This is a genomic window from Micromonospora sp. ATCC 39149, assembly GCF_000158815.1.
Lineage (GTDB): Bacteria > Actinomycetota > Actinomycetes > Mycobacteriales > Micromonosporaceae > Micromonospora.
Map to the genome: position 1 here is coordinate 4,014,459 of NZ_GG657738.1, position 16,373 is coordinate 4,030,831.

Here is a 16,373-nt window from a genome sequence, read left to right on the forward strand (position 1 = left end):
GTGAGGGGCCGGCCGATGACGCTGATCAGCTTCGTCGTACCGGCCTACCGGGTGCAGGCGTACCTGAGCGAGTGCCTCGACTCGATCCTCGGCCAGCCGTTCGACGACGTCGAGATCATCGGCGTCGACGACCACTCGCCGGACGGCGGCGGTGACATCCTCGCCGACTACGCCGCCCGGGACCACCGGGTCCACGCGGTCCGGCTCGACGACAACGTCGGCCTCGGTCCGGCCCGCAACGTCGGGCTGGACCGGGCCGGCGGCGAGTACGTCTGGTTCGTCGACGGCGACGACTGGCTGGCCCCGGACTGCCTCGCCGAGGTGGCCGCCCGGCTGCGCCGGACCCGCCCGGACGTGCTGCTCGTCGACCACGTGCGGGTGCGCTGGGACGGCCGGGTCACCCGCAGCGCGATGGCCGAGGTCTTCCCGGCCCCGCCCGGCGAGGAGACGTTCCGGCTGCGCGAGCGGCCGGAGGCGCTGCGGCTGCTGCACACCGCCTGGAACCGGCTGGTCCGGCGGGAGTTCCTGGTCGACCTCGGGCTGCGCTTCGAACCCGGCTGGTACGAGGACGTCGCGTTCAGCTACCCGGTGTTGATGGCCGCCGAGCGGATCGGGGTGCTCGACCGGGTCTGCCTCAACTACCGGCAGCGCCGGGCCGGGGCGATCACCCGTACCCGGGGGGACCGGCACTTCGAGGTCTTCGAGCAGTGGCACCGGGTGTTCCGGTGGATGGACGAGCGGATTCCGGCCGTCGACGGACTGCGGCCGGCGGTCTTCGAGCGGATGATCTGGCACTACCTGACCGTCCTCGGCAACGGCGAGCGGATCGCCCCCGAGCTGCGGCCGGCCTTCTTCGACCGGATCACCGCCGACTACGTCCGCTGGCTGCCGCCCGGCGGCTACCCGGCCCCGCCCGGCGTGGAGGGGCTCAAGCACCGGCTGGTCGCCGCCGGCCGGTGGCGGACGTTCAGTGCGCTGCGGGCCGCCAACCAGGCCCGACAGGCCGCCGCCCGACAGGTCCGCCGGGGCAGGCCCGTTGCCCGTCGGGCTGCCCGGCTGGGCCGCGACGCCGTGCTACGCGAGTACTACCTGGCGGAGCTGCGCCGTCCGCTCGACCGGCACCTCGCCGTCTACGCCGCCTACTGGTACCGGGGGTACGCCTGCAACCCGGCCGCAATCTACGAGGCGGCCCGCCGGCTGGCGCCGCAGGTGCGCGGGGTGTGGATCGTCCGGCGGGACCGGGTCGAGTCCCTGCCGCCCGGGGTGGAGTACGTCGTCGCCGGCAGCCGCGAGTACCACCGGGTGCTGGCCAGGGCGTCGTCCTGGCTTGGTCCAACAACCGGTGAACTTCCCCGACTTCGTCCGCAAGCGCCCTGGCGCGGTGCACGTGCAGACCCACCACGGCACCCCGTGAAAGTGATGGGGCTGGACCAGCAGCGGTACCCGGGTCGGCGCGGTCGGGATGGACTTCGCGAAGCTGCTGCGCCGGGTGGACCGCTGGGACTACAGCATCTCGGCGAACAGCTTCTCCACCCAGATGTGGGAGCGGGCGTACCCGGCCGCGTACACCACTTTGGAGGTGGGCTACCCGCGCAACGACCGGCTGGTCACCGCGACCTCCACCGAGGTACGCGAGGTGCGCGCCCGGCTCGGCCTGGCCCCCGACGACCGGGTCGTGCTGTACGCGCCGACGCACCGCGAGCACCTGCCCGGGTACCGGCCGCCGTTCGACCCGGAGCTGCTGTGCGACGCGCTCGGCCCCACCGGCCGGCTGCTGGTGCGCAGTCACTACTTCGCCGACCGCGATCGGCGGCGAGCCCCCGCCCCCGACCCCGGGCCGGGCTCCGGCCGGGCGCGGGTGCTCGACGTCAGCGACCACGACCGGGTGGAGGACCTCTACCTCGCCGCCGACGTGCTGGTCACCGACTACTCGTCGGCGATGTTCGACTACGCCGTGCTGGACCGGCCGATCGTGGTCTACGCGCCGGACTGGGAGGCGTACCGGTTGGCCCGGGGCGTCTACCTCGACCTGCTCGCCGAGCCGCCCGGCGCGGTGACGACCAGCTTCCCCGGCCTGCTCGACCTGTTCCGCTCCGGCGCGGTCGATGCCGACCCCGCGACCACGGCCCGCCGCCGGTTCCGAAACCGGTTCTGCGCCTTGGACGACGGGCACGCGGCGGAGCGTGTCGTCCGCCGGGTGTTTTTCGGGGAATCGAACTGAAACAAGGATCATGTAATAGGTCTGTCACGAGCCGAACATGGCACGTTTACCCGATGCGCGGCGTCCATGATCCTGGTCACATTCATTCGGGGTTCAACCGAGGAGCTGGGGAGGAGACGGTGACAACCGTCGCGCTCAAGGATGTGACCAAGGTTTTCCAGGATGGGACGGTAGCCGTCGACAGAATCAATTTGGATGTAAACGGCGGGGAGTTCATGGTGCTGCTCGGCCCGTCGGGTTGTGGAAAGTCGACGGTGCTGCGGATGGTCGCGGGGCTGGAGGACCCGACCGCGGGCGCGGTGCTGCTCGACGGCGAGCTGGCCAACGACCTGTCGCCCCGGGACCGGAAGGTCGCCATGGTCTTCCAGGACTTTGCTCTCTACCCGCACATGACGGTGGGCGACAATATCGCCTTTCCCCTGCGGCTGGCTAAGGTCGACCCGTTGCCACGCGGGGAACGGGTCGCCGACGTGGCCAGCGCGCTGGGCATCGGCGACGTGCTGGGCCGCAAGCCCAGCCAGCTTTCCGGCGGGCAGCGCCAGCGGGTCGCCATGGGCCGGGCCATCGTCCGCCGGCCGGGCCTCTTCCTGATGGACGAGCCCCTGTCGAACCTCGACAGCGGGCTGCGGGCGGAGCTGCGGGCGGAGATCTCCGGCCTCACCCGCGAGCTGGGCGTCACCACCATCTACGTCACCCACGACCAGGCCGAGGCGCTGACCATGGCCGACCGGGTGGCCATCATGCGCAAGGGCGTCCTCCAGGACGTCGGCACCCCGACCCAGGTGTACGGGCGTCCGGCCACCCTCTACGTCGCCGCGTTCCTCGGCAGCCCGAGAATGAACCTGCTGGAGGCGTCGGTCTATGTTCACCTCGACCGGTACGTCGCGCTGAACCTGGGCGACCAGTCGCTCTATTTGCCCTGGGACGACATCCGCAGCCGGGTCGTCGCGCACTACCACGGCGAGCGGATCGTGGTCGGGATGCGGGCCGAGGCGCTCACCCCGGTCGCCCCGGACACCCCCGGGCACGTCCTCCAGGGCCGGATCCGCTATCTGGAGCACCACGGCCACGAGTCGCTGGCCTTCCTCGACATCGGCGCCACCGCGATCGTCGTCGACGAGATGAGCGGCCCGGCGGAGGGTGCCGGCGGCGGCCAGCGCGGCCTGCGCCGGTTCGGGCAGGTCATGCAGCGGTTCACCGGCCGGTCCGGGGACGCCGAGGAGGCGTCGACCGAGCAGGCGCAGGGCGGCAACAACCGGAACAGCGTGCTCAACGACCCGGGCCGGCACCACCGCCGCCCTGCCGAGTTGGCGGTACGGCTCGCCCCGTACCCGGCGGTCAGCTCCGGGCACCCGCTGGCCGTCTCCGTACGCATGGACGCCCTGCACTTCTTCGACGAGCGCGGCGACCGGATCGACGTGGGCTGGCGTTGAGCGGAGCGGTCCGGTTCGGTTTTGATCCGGAGCGGGGGTGGCGGGCGGGCCGGTCGGTGCCCTACGGTCAGCGGACCTCGTCCACTGAGCACAGTGTGAGAAAGGGGTCAGCCCGTGTCGGGTGACCGTCCGAGCCCGCTCGTCATCGAGCGTATCCTGCGCGACCGGCAGGGGGTCTGGCAGCAGATCGTGGCCGATCGCGACCTCAACGGCCTCACGCTGCGCATGTTGGCCAGCTCGGGCATCGCCCTGGCCTGCTACGGCGCGGTGCTGGGCTCGTTCCACAGCGTGTTGATGGCGCTGACGTCGGCGGTGAAGCTGCCTCTGCTGTTCCTGGTCACCCTCACCATCTGCCTGCCCACGCTCTACCTGTTCAACCTGGTGTTCGGGGCGCGGCTGTCGGTGCGGCAGTCGCTGGCGCTGGTGATGGTGGCGATCACCGTCACCTCGATGCTGGCTGTGGCGTTCGCGCCGATCAGCCTGTTCTTCCTGATCACCGCCCCGGACTACGGCTTCTTCAAGCTGCTCAACGTCGCCATCCTGACGCTGAGTGCGGTGGTCGGGCTGCGTTTCCTGACCGGCGGGATGCAGGTGCTCAACGCCCACGGCCTGCTGGCCCCGGCCGCTGCCCCGGCTTCCCCGGCGGCTGCCCCCGCTGTTCCGGCCGTCCCCGCTGTTCCGGCCCAGGCGGTGCCGGCGACCGTCGGTCAGCCGGCCGCCGAGCCGGTAGCGGTGGGCGCGAACGGCGCGAGTGCCGTCGCGGTCACGACGACTGCGGTGACCGCGCCGTCGGACCCGGTCGCGACGACAGCCCCCGCTGCCCCCGGGCCTGTTGGCCTGCCCGCCGTGGGCGCTGTCCCGCCGGCCGGGCCGGGCCTGCTGCCGCCCGGGTACCCGGCACCGCAGTACCGCCAGTGGCCGGACCAGGCGGCCCGCCGCACCGCACCCGAGGCGCAGCGCCCGGCCAGCATGACCCTGCTGTACGTGTGGATCCTGCTGTTCGGTTTCGTCGGCACCCAGCTCGCCTGGACGCTGCGCCCGTTCTTCGGCAGCCCCGGGGAGGGCTTCGCGCTGTTCCGTAGCATCGAGGGCAACTTCTACGCCGAGATAGTTCGCACCATCGGCAGCCTCTTCTGACGCCCGTCCGGTAGACCCGCGCGACGGGCGGCGCAGCTCGCCTGAATTCACCGTGCGTCTGGTCGCTTTCCATGACTTCTGCGGGAGCTGTCCACGGCCTTCGGTCGACATCGACCTTCGCCGTGATCTTCTGACCTCGTCCGCCATCCCACGCCCCTTTGCTCTGCACTCATATCCGCGACACCCGACTGAGCTGGGCATTTGCGCTATCGCTTGATCGCTGGGGTCTGCTGGCCCATTGCTGCGTGGCCGTCGTGGATGTGGGTGCAGAGCAAAGGGCGATGGGGGGCCGGGTGGAGCAAAGGGCCGCTGAGGCACGCGAAGCGTTTTCAGGGCGGTTCCCCAGGTCGTCGCCGTTCAGGGTCGGCCGAGAGCGCGGACGACGGGACCCACGACTTCGGCAGCGCCGACCGGCCCCCCTGCGCGACCATCCGAGCCTCGGCGGCGCTGAACAGGCGACCGGCTTCGGCGGAGGTGCCGCTGGCCGGTGGCCCCGTACGCGTCGGCTCGGTGGTCGCCGCCGGGCCGGCGGGGGCGGTCGGGGCGACGCCGGGGACCGGCGAAGCGGGTGGCGCGGTGACGTTACCGCTGCCGGCCGGCGGGACGGACGGGCCGGCGGTGAAAGTGTCCGATGAAGATCCGACTTGAACCATAAGTTACCGGAGAGTAGCGTGCGGGTGTGACCATTGACTCGCGCCAGGTCGCCGCCGGCATGCTGGAGGCGGTGCCGTTCGCCCGGACGCTCGGTGTCGAATTCGTGGAGGTGGCCCCCGAGGCCGAGGGCGGGGTGCGCGCCGTGGTCCGGCTGCCCGACTCGCCGGCCACCCACAACCACGTCGGCGGTCCGCACGCCGGCGCGATGTTCACCCTCGGCGAGACCGCCTCCGGTGCGGTGGTGCTGGCCGCGTTCGGGCAGTTCCTCGACCGAGCGGTGCCGCTGGCGGTGCGGGCCCAGATCGCGTACCGGAAGCTGGCGATGGGGCCGGTGCTGGCCACCGCGCGGCTCGGCCGGCCGGTGCCCGAAGTGGTCGCGGAGCTGGACGCCGGCCAGCGGCCCGAGTTCCCGGTCGAGATCGAAATCGGCACCGAGGACGGCACACCGACCTCGGCGATGACGGTCGTCTGGACGCTGCGCCCCCACCGCTGAGCCACTCCAACCGCCGATCCCCCTCGCCTCGTCGCCGCGCGCCTGGCGTGGGTGAGAGGGGTGACCTTCTATACCGTAGGCGTTAATAGGGGGCCCTTCCTTCTCGGCAATCGGGTTTGGCGGGTTCGGGGGGTGGATAGATTCGAACCGTGCTGGGCCTGCCTGCTCATGTGACCGCCTGTCTCTTCGACCTGGATGGTGTGCTGACGCAGACCGCCCGGGTGCACAACGCCGCGTGGACCCAGACGTTCGACGCGTTCCTCCAGCGCCGCGCGGCGGTCACCGGGAAGCCGTACCGGCCGTTCGACCCGGGGCCCGACTACAACCGGTACGTCGACGGGAAGCCCCGGGCCGACGGGGTGCGGTCGTTCCTCGCCTCCCGGGGCATCGTCCTGCCGGAGGGCTCGCCCGACGACCCCCCGGACGCGGACACCGTCTACGGGGTCGGCAACCGGAAGAACGCCATCCTGCTGGAGCGCATCCGCACCGACGGGGTCGAGGTGTACCCGGGCTCCGTGACGTACCTGAGGGCGGCGGCCGACGCCGGCCTGCGCCGCGCGGTCGTCTCGGCGAGCGCGAACTGCCGCGACGTGGTCGCCGCCGCCGGGCTGGAGCCGCTGCTGGAGGCCCGGGTGGACGGGGTGGTCGCCCGCGAGCGGGGGCTGCGCGGCAAGCCGTACCCCGACACGTTCCTGGCGGGCGCGAAGCTGCTCGGCGTCGACCCCGCGCAGGCGGCCGTCTTCGAGGACGCGCTGGCCGGCGTGGCCGCCGGACGGGCCGGCGGGTTCGGGTGCGTCGTTGGTGTCGACCGGGTGGGCCAGGCCGACGAGTTGCGCGCGCACGGGGCGGACATCGTGGTCGCCGACCTCGCCGACCTCGTCGGCGCGGGGGCCAACCGAACCATTGGCAACGACAGGGGGACCCTCGCATGATCCGCGAGCGCGCCTATCCGGTGGAGCCGTGGCACGTCCGGGAAACCCGCCTCGACGTGGACGTCCTGGCCCAGTCCGAGTCGGTCTTCGCGCTCTCCAACGGGCACTTCGGCCTGCGCGGCAACCTGGACGAGGGCGAGCCGCACGGCCTGCCCGGCACGTACCTGAACAGCTTCTACGAGCTGCGCCCCCTGCCGTACGCCGAGGCCGGGTTCGGGTTCCCCGAGTCCGGCCAGACCATCGTCAACGTCACCAACGGCAAGCTGATCCGGCTGCTCGTCGACGACGAACCACTCGACGTCCGGTACGGCGAACTCCTCGCCCACGAGCGGATCCTCGACCTGCGCGCCGGCACCCTGCACCGGGAGCTGCACTGGCGTTCCCCGGCCGGGCGCGAGGTCAAGGTCCGCAGCACCCGGCTGGTGTCGTTCACCCAGCGTTCGGCCGCCGCCATCAACTACGAGGTGGAGGCGGTCGACGGGCCCCTGCGGCTGATCCTCCAGTCGGAGCTGGTGGCGAACGAGACCCTGCCGGCGCAGAGCGGTGACCCCCGGGTGGCGGCGGTGCTGGAGTCGCCGTTGCAGGCCGAGGAGCAGTTGACCACCAACGACGGCGGGCTGCTCATCCACCGGACGAAGGTCAGCGGACTGCGGGTGGCCGCCGCCATGGACCACGACGTGTTCGCCCCGGAGCACACCACCGTGGACACCGAGGGGTACGAGGACTGGGTTCGTACCACCGTCGGCTGCGTGCTGAAGCCCGGCGAGAAGCTGCGGGTGGTCAAGTACCTGGCGTACGGCTGGTCGAGCCGCCGGTCGCTGCCGGCGCTGCGCGACCAGGTCGGCGCGGCCCTCACCGCGGCCCGCCTCGACGGCTGGGACGGGCTGCGCCGGGAGCAGCGGGAGTACCTCGACGAGTTCTGGGACGCCGCCGACGTCCGGGTCGAGGGCGACCCGGAGGTGCAGCAGGCGGTGCGGTTCGGGCTGTTCCACGTGCTCCAGGCCGGCGCACGGGCCGAGCGCCGGCCGATCGCCGCTAAGGGCCTCACCGGCCCGGGGTACGACGGGCACGCGTTCTGGGACACCGAGATGTTCGTGCTGCCGGTGCTCACCTACACCCAGCCGGGCGCGGTGCGCGACGCCCTGTACTGGCGGCACTCCACCCTCGCCCAGGCGCAGGAGCGGGCCCGGACGCTGAGCCTGACCGGGGCGGCCTTCCCGTGGCGGACGATCGGGGGGCCGGAGTCGTCGGCGTACTGGCCGGCGGGGACCGCCGCGTTCCACATCGCCGCCGACGTCGCCGACGCGCTGCGCCGGTACATCCTGGTCACCGGGGACGAGGTGCTGGAGCGGGAGATCGGGCTGGAGCTGCTGGTCGAGACGGCCCGACTCTGGCGTTCGCTCGGACACCACGACCGGCGCGGCCGGTTCCACATCGACGGCGTGACCGGCCCCGACGAGTACACGGCCGTGAAGGACGACAACATCTACACCAATCTGATGGCGCAGCGGAACCTGCTCGCCGCCGCCGACTGCGCGATGCGCTTCCGGGACGAGGCGATCGACCTGGGGGTGACCGAGGAGGAGGCGGCGGCCTGGCGGGACGCGGCGAACGCGATGTGCGTCCCGTACGACGAGGGTGTCGACGTGCACGAGCAGGTGGAGGGGTTCACCCGGCTCCAGGAGTGGGACTTCGAGAACACCCCGGCCGAGAAGTACCCGCTGCTGTTGCACTACCCGTACTTCGACCTGTATCGCAAGCAGGTCATCAAGCAGGCCGACCTGGTGCTCGCCATGCACTGGCGGGGGGACGCGTTCAGCGACGAGGAGAAGCGGCGCAACTTCCTCTACTGCGAGCGGCGGACCGTACGGGACTCGTCGCTGTCGGCCTGCACGCAGGCGGTGATCGCGGCCGAGGTCGGCTACCTGGAACTGTCCCACCGGTACCTGCGCGAGGCCGCGCTGATGGACCTGCACGACCTGAACGAGAACACCCGGGACGGGGTGCACATGGCGTCGCTGGCGGGGGCGTGGATCGCCCTGGTCGCCGGATTCGGCGGGCTGCGCGACCACGACGGGCTGCTCGCCTTCACGCCCAGGCTGCCGAGCCGGCTCGACCGGCTGGAGTTCTCGTTGCAGTGGCGAGGGCTGCGGCTACGGGTCGACGTCCGGGCGCACCAGACGACGTACGCGCTACGGCACGGCCACCCCGACGACGTGATGGAACTCCGGCATCACGGCGAGAAGGTCCGGGTGACCTTCGCCGAGCCGGTAACCGTGCCGGTGCCGCCCCTCACGCCGCCCTCCATCGAACCGGAGCAGCCGCCCGGCCGGGCACCTCTGCTCCGGCTCCCGGAGCAGCTCGGCTGAGCCCGGGGAGGCTCAGAACTGTCTCCCGTTGGAGGGGCGACCGGCCGCGTCGTGCGGGGCCACGGCGCGCGGGTCGTCGGCGGTACGCGCCTGCGCCGCCTCGTCCGCCCAGTCCCGGCCGCGCTCGGCGTCCCGTTCCCGCTGTTCGTCCCGCTCGGCGGTCTGCTGCCGGGACCTGTCCTGCTGTCGGGCCATGACGATCCTCGCGATCTGTCGGGGCGCGGCTGCGCCGGTGCTGCGGTCACCCCGGGCCTTCCCGCTCGGCCGGAGTGCAAACGACGCCGTCCAGGGCTCCAGGCTGGCCAGGTCCGCCAGGGCTACAGGCTGGTCAGCACGACCACCGAGTCCGGGCAGACGTCCCCGGAGGCGTGGCCGGCCCGCAGACAGGCCACGAACGGGCGGATGTCGTCCAGGCCGAAGCCCACCGCGAGCAGGGCCCGGATCTCGTGTACGACCCGCAGCTCCGCCTCGTCGTAGACGCGGTAGCCGTTGGCGGAGCGCCGCTAGACCTTGCCGTCGATGTCAAGGCAACGGCGAATCCCGGTTGCCGGGGCGGGTAAGGCAACCGGCGGACGGCCGGCTCCGATACCGGGGCCCGGCGGCCGGCCCGGGACACCGGGCCTGGCGGACGACGGGGGAAGGATGTGCGATGGCGAGGCGCGGACAGGTGGGCACGACGACCCGGGGTCGCGAGGTCACGATCCCGGCGGGGGGCGCCGGGCTGCCGGCCGACGTGCTGGTCCCGGCCGGGGCGACGGGCGTGGTGCTCTTCGCGCACGGCAGCGGCAGCTCCCGGCACAGCCCTCGGAACGTCGCCGTGGCGAAGGTGCTGCACGAGCGGGCCCTCGGCACGGTGCTGGTGGACCTGCTCACCCAGGAGGAGGACCGGGTCGACGCCCGTACGGCCGAGCTCCGGTTCGACATCGGTCTGCTCGCCGACCGGCTGGCCGAGATCGTGGACTGGATGGCGGCCGAGCCGACGCTGGGCCGGCTACCGGTGGGTCTGTTCGGCGCCAGCACCGGGGCCGCCGCCGCTCTGGTCGCTGCGGCGGCCCGCCCCGATCAGGTCCGTGCCGTGGTCTCCCGGGGCGGCCGGCCGGACCTGGCCGGCACCGCCCTGCCCCAGGTGGCCGCCCCGACGTTGCTACTGGTCGGCGGGCTGGACGAGCAGGTGATCACGCTGAACGAGCAGGCGATGGCGGAACTGGGCGAGGTCGGCGAGCTGCGGGTGGTACCCGGCGCGACCCACCTGTTCGAGGAACCGGGCGCTCTGGCGCAGGTCGCCGACGCGGCGGCCGACTGGTTCGCCACCCACCTGCGCCCGCCCGCCTGACGGCGGTGGGTCAGGCCGGTCGAGCGGTGGCGGCCTGCCGGTGCCGCTGCACGGTGTCGATCACCCGGTACGCGACCGCCGTGATCGGCACCGAGACGAACGCCCCGGCGATCCCGGCGATCAGCGTGCCGGCGGTCACCGCCACCAGGATCACCGCCGGATGCAACTGGACCTGCCGCTTCATCACCAGCGGCTCCAGCAGGTTCCCCTCGATCTGCTGCACGGCGATCACCGCGGCCAGGGTGAGCAGCGCGATGGTCGGCCCCTTCGCGGCGAGCGCCACCAGCACCGCCACCGCCCCGGCCACGGTGGCGCCGATGATGGGGACGAAGCCGCCGAGGAAGGTGATCAGGGCGAGCGGCAGGGCGAGCGGCACCCGTAGCAGCACCAGGGCCAGGCCGATCCCGAGAGCGTCGATCGCCGCGATGATCATCGTGCCCCGGCTGTACGCGCCGAGCGTCCGCCAGCCCACCCGGCCGGCCTCGGCGGCGACGTCCCGGTTCGGGCCGGTCGTGCGGCGCAGCACCCAGTGCCACATCGACCGGCCGTCCTTGAGCAGGAAGAAGAGCAGCACCAGGGAGAGCAGGACGGAGCCGGCGACCTCGGCGGCCGTACGCGCCCCGCCGACCGGGTCGGGTGCGCCACCGCCCAGCCCGTCCCGGGTCTGCCTGATCAGCTTGTCGAGCTGGGCGTCGGTGACCGGGAGGGTGGAGGTGGCGAAGTCCCGGGTCCGCTGGAGCCCCTGGTCGAGCTCCTGGCTCAGCTCGCCGAACTGGCTCGCGGTCAGGTTCCACACCAGCGCCCCGACACCGACCAGGATGCCGAGCAGGAACAGCACGGTGAGCAGGGCGGCCAGCGCCGCCGGCAGCCGGAGCCGGCGCAGCAGGAGCAGCACCGGGTCGAGCAGGGCGGTGAGGAAGAGCGTCGCAGCCAGCGCGATGGCCAGCGGCGCCAGCAGCACGGCGATCTTTCCGACCAGGTACAGCCCGGCGACGACCACCACCAGGCAGGCGCTCCAGAGCACGGCGGAGCGAACCAGCCACGGAAGCCCCGCCCACGCCTGCCGCGGCCCCGCGCGGCTCCCGTCGTCCGTCGTACCCCCGGCACCATCGTCGACCACGTCAGCCCTCCCGCCTCCCGGCGACGTCCATACCCGTACGCCGACTCTCCGACACCACACCGCACCACGCGCGAATCTTGGACAAGCTGTCGTTCGGACGGAGCGACAGCTGTCCAAGGTCGGCCGCAGGGTTGGCGGTTTGTGGGTGCTGGGGCAGGGAAGGCCCTTGGGAGGAACGAGTGGAGGAGGAGACCGTGAGCGATTTCCTGGACAAGGCCAAGGACTTCGCCGACAAGCATGACAAGCAGGTCGACCAGGGCATCGAGAAGGCCGGTGACATGGTCGAGCAGCGCAGCGGCGGCAAGCACGACAACCAGATCGACAAGGGTGTCGACATGGCGCAGCGGCGTACCGGCGAGGGCGACACCTCGCCGCGCTGACCCCGACCCGGCTCCCGGGCGTCGCCCAGCGGCGGCCGGGACCGTCGTGTCGCGTGTTTCGCCGGGAGCGAACCGGAAATCCATCCCGGCTCACTGGCCGATCATCGAACTCTCTCGCTACGATCCGTATTCGGGGTATGACCCCAGGTGGGGCCCTTCCCGGCGGACCGGGCGGCCCGCCGGCAGGGTCGCAGACGAGAGGAAGTCATCCGGTGACCGACACATCCGAGGCGACGATCCAGCGCTATCCGTTCAGCGATCCCGACCGGCTCAACCTCGATCCGTGCTACGCCCGGCTGCGCCGCGACGAGCCGCTGATCCGGGTCCGCCTGCCGTACGGTGCGCCGGCCTGGCTGGCCACCCGGCACGCCGACGTGCGCATCGTGCTCGGCGACGCCCGGTTCAGCCGGGCCGCCGCCGTCGGGCGGGACGAGCCGCGCAACACCCCACGGCAGATCAAGGGCGGCATCCTGTCCATGGATCCGCCCGAGCACACCCGGTTGCGCCGGCTCGTGGCCCGCGCGTTCACCGCGCGCCGGGTGGAGGAGCTGCGGCCCCGCACCCGGCAGGTGGCCGACGAGCTGGTCGACAACCTGCTCGCCGCCGGGCCAGCGGCCGACCTGGTGGCGCACGTGGCCACCCCGTTGCCGATCCGGGTCATCTGCGACCTGCTCGGCGTGCCGGTCGCCGACCAGGACCGGTTCCACACGTGGTCGGAGGCGATCGTCTCGATCACCACGCTCAGCGAGGAGCAGATCGAGCAGTACATGGGCAACCTGTTCGCCTACATGGGTGAGCTGATCGCGCGGCGGCGCGAGGAGCCGACCGACGACCTGCTCAGCGCGATGGTCCGGGCCCGCGACGCCGACGACCGGCTCAGCGAACAAGAGATGGTCGAGCTGGCCGCTGGGCTGCTCGCGGCCGGGCACGAGACCACCGTCACCCAGATTCCCAACTTCGTGTACGTCCTGCTACAGCATCCCGACGAGTGGGCCCGGCTGCTGGCCGACCGGACACTGGTCCCCCGTGCGGTCGAGGAGCTGATGCGGTTCGTCCCGCTCGGCGCGACCACCGCCTTCGCCCGCTACGCGAAGGAGGACATCGAGGTCGGCGGGGTCCTGGTACGCGCGGGTGAGCCGGTGGTCGTGTCGATCCCGTCGGCCAACCGGGACGAGACGGTCTTCGCCGACGCCGACCGGCTCGACCTCGGCCGGGAGATCAACCCGCACCTGGGCTTCGGGCACGGGGTGCACCACTGCGTCGGCGCCCAGCTTGCCCGGATGGAGCTTCAGGTGGTGCTGGAAACCCTGCTCGACCGCACCCCCGGGCTGCGCCTGGCGGTGCCCGAGCCGGAGCTGACCTGGAAGAGCGGTCTGCTGGTACGCGGCCTCACCGCGATGCCGGTGGCTTGGTGAGGGGGAGGATCAGGTGAGCGCGGAGGAAGAACGGCCCGGCCTCGGGTGGCGGCTGCACGTGGACCCGACCCGGTGTATCGGTTCGGGCATCTGCGCCGGGACGGCACCCGAGCACTTCGAGTTGGTCGACGGGCTGTCCCGCCCGATGGCCGAGCGGGTGGCACCCGCGCAGGCGGTGCTCGATGCGGCCGACTCCTGCCCCATGGAGGCGATCCTCGTCTCCGAGGCGGAGAGCCGCCGGCAGATCGCCCCAGAGCCCTGACCGGCGGCGGACCGTCGACATCAGACCGCGCGGGCATCGGATGGCCGACATCGGCCGGTCGGCATCAGAGCGCGGCATCGGAGCGCGGCAGTGGGGCGCGGCAGTGGGGCGCCGGCATCGGAGCGGTGACCGGCGCCGCCTGCCGAGCCCTCGGCGATCGGCACTGCGGCATGTCCCGCCCCTGTCCAAAGATCCAGCCCCGATCATGAGACGGCTCAGGCGACCGGGCGTTGGGTCCTTCCCTGCCGGGGGTCGGGCTGACCGGGGAGCTGACGCTGGGCGGCGCGGTGCTGCCGGACGAGCCGGTTGAGGTAGAGCAGGGCGGCGGCGAGCACCCCGATGTCGTCCAGGTAGATCGGGTCGGGGAGCACGTCGATCGGGAGGATCGTGTAGGCCAGCGCGCCCCAGAAGGCGACCTTGCCGCCGACGCCCAGCGTGCCGAGCAGCTTGCGGGTGCGGACCACCCGCACGGCGAGCACGACAGCACCGACGAGCGTCGCCGCCAGGACGAGGCCGACGACCACCAGCAGCCAGGTGCGCTCCGTCATGCGCCCACGCTAGCCGACGGGGTGCAAGGAAGGGCCCCTTGTTAACGCCTGCGGTATAGAAGGGTCCCCTTCTTACCCCGGAGCCGGGTGGGCTGGTTCAGGCCGGTACGGCGGCCCGGCCCCGGGCCACGGTCGGCGCGGAACGGGCGACCGCCGGCATCTCGCGGGTCTGCTCGACGCCCGGCGACGGCTCGTCGGTCACCCCGGGCAGCAGCGACGCCTGCTCCTGTTTGGCGGGCGCGGTCGCGGCGAAAGCCTCGTCGCGTAGGCTGCGCGCGGCGACGGCGGCCTGCTCGGCGGCCTGCCAGGCGGCCTGCTCCCGCTCCCGGGCGGCCTCCTGCCGGGCGCGCAGATGGTCCCGGACGGCCCGGCGCAGCACCAACTCCTGGTCGACCGGGTGCAGCCGGGGGTCCCACCCGTTGCGGTGCGCGAAGACGTCGCTGAGCTGCTCCTCCGACAACTCCCGACGCCAGTACGCGTCCAGCGCGGCCCGGTGCAGGTAGCGCTCGCGGTCGGCGTACTCGGCGGGAGTGCGCTCGGTGTGCGGACGGGGCAGGGCCGTGGTGGCCGACAGCCGGCGGACGTCGGCCTCGGCGGCCTCGTACGCCTGCCACGCCGCCTCGACCTCCTCCTGGGCGGACAGCCACTCGGCCCGCATCCGGCGGGCGGTGGTCGCCGCCCGTTCCGCCGCGGTCGCCACCTCGTCGGCGTAGCGGCGGCGGGCCCGTTCCTCGGCGGCCTCCTCCAGGAGGCTGGGCACGGCGGCCGCGCGGATCCGCCCGCCGATCACGGAGCGAAACAGGTCGGGCCGGGCGACCAGGCCGGCGACGGCGACGACGGCGAGGCCGAGCAGGGCCAGCCAGATCGCGGCGGCCCGGGGTACGTCGAGCAGGACGGAGGAGAACGCGGTCGGCATGAGGGGCACCTCGGATGGACGACGTGGACTTATGGTCGGGGCCCGCGATGCGGGCGGGGGCGGCGCGCCGACCGGTGCCGGACGGGACCCCCGCCGGGCCGTCGGCGTCGCGAATGACGGTGGGCGGGTCGTCGGCGGCCCGGCAGGGGCGCGGCCATTGCCGGTTCGCGGCGAGCCGATGCGGTGCCGGGCCGGCGAGGTACGGTGCCGGGCGGTCCGGATCGGCGGGTAGCGGCCCGGGTCAGTGCCGGGGCGGACCGCGCCGGACGACGGTGCCACCGGCCGGGTCGACGGCGGGACGGTCGACCGGGTCGGTCACCACCGCGACACCCGCCGGGGCGGGAGCCGGCCGCCGTGCGTCGGCGGGGACCAGCCGGGCCTGCTGCGGGGCGGCCGGATCGGTGCGCGGCGCGGTCTTCGCGCCGGGGCCGGGGCTCAACGAGTCGACCCGACTGGAGACGACGACGGGGCGGGCCAGCCCGGTGGCCGCAGACGCCGTGGCGGGGGCGGCGGCCGTCAGCGCGGAGACCCCGCCGAGACCGACGGCGAGGACCAGGGCGGTCAGCGCAAGGCGACCCAACTCCCCGATGCGACGCACCGTCGACTGCCACGGAAGGCGTGACCCGCGCAGCGTCGCCGGCCGGGAGCGGCGGACGAACGCTGCGGACTGCACCACACCAACCTATCGCCGTTCCGGGCCGCCCGCAGCTTCGGCCGGGTGACCCGGGCCACGACCCGTCGCTGTGGACGAACGACTCCCCATCGACAGCCAGGCTGGAAAAGGATGCGGGGCCCTCCCCGGAAAGGAGGGCCCCGCACCGTACGACATGGCGAGCGTCAGCCCGCGCCGAGCACCGGCGGGACGCCCGGGTCGCCGTCCTGCCAGACCATCTCGTCCTCGGTGAGCCAGGTCAGCCGCTCGTCGGACTCGTCCTCGTCGGTCCGCCCGTGCCCGCCGAGCACGCCCGCCCGGCCGCCGCCGGCCCCGTTCGCGCCCATCCGGCCCACTCCCGTGGCGGCCCGGTGCTCGGCCCCCGCCAGGCCGCCCGCTGGCCGCGCCGCCACCGTCGCGCCGGCACGGGCCGACCCGGCCAGCGAACCGGTGCCGCCGCCGAGCACACCGACCGGTGCCCCGGCCGGCAGCGCCGAAGAGCAACCCC

General features: G+C 73.0%; 14 protein-coding genes and 3 pseudogenes. 10 read left to right on the forward strand and 7 right to left on the reverse strand.

All coding sequences use genetic code 11. From position 1 onward, the window contains the following. Positions 1–15: 15 nt before the first annotated feature. The 6 genes and pseudogenes from MCAG_RS17225 (at position 16) to MCAG_RS17250 (ending at position 9,239) form a co-directional block, all read left to right on the forward strand. Positions 16–2,221 (forward strand): annotated as a pseudogene (locus MCAG_RS17225) (CDP-glycerol glycerophosphotransferase family protein). A 119-nt stretch (positions 2,222–2,340) separates the two neighbouring features. Continuing rightward, positions 2,341–3,654 carry an ABC transporter ATP-binding protein gene (locus tag MCAG_RS17230; RefSeq protein WP_007074262.1) on the forward strand — a complete coding sequence of 438 codons (1,314 nt, stop codon included), beginning with the start codon at positions 2,341–2,343 and terminating at the stop codon, positions 3,652–3,654. Positions 3,655–3,768: 114 nt separating this feature from the next. Further along, on the forward strand, positions 3,769–4,791 hold the full coding sequence (locus MCAG_RS17235; protein WP_007074263.1) for a hypothetical protein: 1,023 nt from the start codon (positions 3,769–3,771) through the stop codon (positions 4,789–4,791). A gap of 679 nt (positions 4,792–5,470) precedes the next feature. Then, entirely contained in the window at positions 5,471–5,938 is a 468-nt protein-coding gene (locus MCAG_RS17240) for a DUF4442 domain-containing protein (protein WP_036373866.1), read from the forward strand. A 149-nt stretch (positions 5,939–6,087) separates the two neighbouring features. Further along, entirely contained in the window at positions 6,088–6,870 is a 783-nt protein-coding gene (locus MCAG_RS17245) for a beta-phosphoglucomutase family hydrolase (RefSeq protein ID WP_007074265.1), read from the forward strand. Further along, positions 6,867–9,239 carry a glycoside hydrolase family 65 protein gene (locus MCAG_RS17250; RefSeq protein WP_007074266.1) on the forward strand — a complete coding sequence of 791 codons (2,373 nt, stop codon included), beginning with the start codon at positions 6,867–6,869 and terminating at the stop codon, positions 9,237–9,239. The genes MCAG_RS17245 and MCAG_RS17250 overlap by 4 nt, the downstream gene beginning before the upstream one ends. A 12-nt stretch (positions 9,240–9,251) precedes the next feature. Here MCAG_RS17250 and MCAG_RS17255 read toward each other — a convergent pair whose 3' ends face one another. Further along, positions 9,252–9,434, reverse strand: coding sequence for a hypothetical protein (locus MCAG_RS17255; protein ID WP_007074267.1), 183 nt, complete (start codon positions 9,432–9,434; stop codon positions 9,252–9,254). 122 nt (positions 9,435–9,556) lie between these two features. Beyond that, positions 9,557–9,727 (reverse strand): annotated as a pseudogene (locus MCAG_RS35750) (MerR family transcriptional regulator); the annotation flags it as partial. A gap of 161 nt (positions 9,728–9,888) precedes the next feature. Between MCAG_RS35750 and MCAG_RS17265 the strand changes: the two are divergent. Next, positions 9,889–10,572 carry a dienelactone hydrolase family protein gene (locus MCAG_RS17265; protein ID WP_050777989.1) on the forward strand — a complete coding sequence of 228 codons (684 nt, stop codon included), beginning with the start codon at positions 9,889–9,891 and terminating at the stop codon, positions 10,570–10,572. Positions 10,573–10,582: 10 nt separating this feature from the next. Here the strand turns inward: MCAG_RS17265 and MCAG_RS17270 are convergent, their stop codons facing one another. Continuing rightward, entirely contained in the window at positions 10,583–11,692 is a 1,110-nt protein-coding gene (locus MCAG_RS17270) for an AI-2E family transporter (protein ID WP_050777990.1), read from the reverse strand. Between the two features lie 194 nt (positions 11,693–11,886). On the opposite strand from MCAG_RS17270, the gene MCAG_RS17275 reads away from it, so the two are divergent. The 3 genes from MCAG_RS17275 (at position 11,887) to MCAG_RS17285 (ending at position 13,749) form a co-directional block, all read left to right on the forward strand. Beyond that, positions 11,887–12,072: an antitoxin gene (locus MCAG_RS17275; RefSeq protein WP_036377354.1), complete on the forward strand. Its 186-nt coding sequence runs from the start codon at positions 11,887–11,889 to the stop codon at positions 12,070–12,072. Positions 12,073–12,284: 212 nt separating this feature from the next. Continuing rightward, on the forward strand, positions 12,285–13,487 hold the full coding sequence (locus tag MCAG_RS17280; protein ID WP_007074271.1) for a cytochrome P450: 1,203 nt from the start codon (positions 12,285–12,287) through the stop codon (positions 13,485–13,487). Positions 13,488–13,500: 13 nt separating this feature from the next. Continuing rightward, the gene (locus MCAG_RS17285; protein ID WP_007074272.1) at positions 13,501–13,749 is read left to right on the forward strand and encodes a ferredoxin; all 249 of its coding nucleotides are present in this window, start codon (positions 13,501–13,503) and stop codon (positions 13,747–13,749) included. A 215-nt stretch (positions 13,750–13,964) separates the two neighbouring features. Here the strand turns inward: MCAG_RS17285 and MCAG_RS17290 are convergent, their stop codons facing one another. The 4 genes and pseudogenes from MCAG_RS17290 to MCAG_RS33730 all read right to left on the reverse strand — a co-directional run. Next, positions 13,965–14,297 carry a YkvA family protein gene (locus MCAG_RS17290; protein ID WP_007074273.1) on the reverse strand — a complete coding sequence of 111 codons (333 nt, stop codon included), beginning with the start codon at positions 14,295–14,297 and terminating at the stop codon, positions 13,965–13,967. 97 nt (positions 14,298–14,394) lie between these two features. After that, positions 14,395–15,213, reverse strand: coding sequence for a hypothetical protein (locus MCAG_RS17295; protein WP_036373870.1), 819 nt, complete (start codon positions 15,211–15,213; stop codon positions 14,395–14,397). A gap of 241 nt (positions 15,214–15,454) precedes the next feature. Next, positions 15,455–15,886, reverse strand: a complete 432-nt coding sequence (locus MCAG_RS17305) for a hypothetical protein (protein ID WP_157548105.1) — start codon at positions 15,884–15,886, stop codon at positions 15,455–15,457. A 164-nt stretch (positions 15,887–16,050) separates the two neighbouring features. After that, positions 16,051–16,373: pseudogene (locus tag MCAG_RS33730) on the reverse strand (hypothetical protein); the annotation flags it as partial.

Bases quoted from the DNA above. Each gene is read 5' to 3' on its own strand.
- MCAG_RS17250 (WP_007074266.1), top strand. From the start codon at position 6,867: ATGATCCGCGAGCGCGCCTATCCGGTGGAGCCGTGGCACGTCCGGGAA.
- MCAG_RS17255 (WP_007074267.1), bottom strand. From the start codon at position 9,434: ATGGCCCGACAGCAGGACAGGTCCCGGCAGCAGACCGCCGAGCGGGAC.
- MCAG_RS17265 (WP_050777989.1), top strand. From the start codon at position 9,889: ATGGCGAGGCGCGGACAGGTGGGCACGACGACCCGGGGTCGCGAGGTC.
- MCAG_RS17290 (WP_007074273.1), bottom strand. From the start codon at position 14,297: ATGACGGAGCGCACCTGGCTGCTGGTGGTCGTCGGCCTCGTCCTGGCG.
- MCAG_RS17295 (WP_036373870.1), bottom strand. From the start codon at position 15,213: ATGCCGACCGCGTTCTCCTCCGTCCTGCTCGACGTACCCCGGGCCGCC.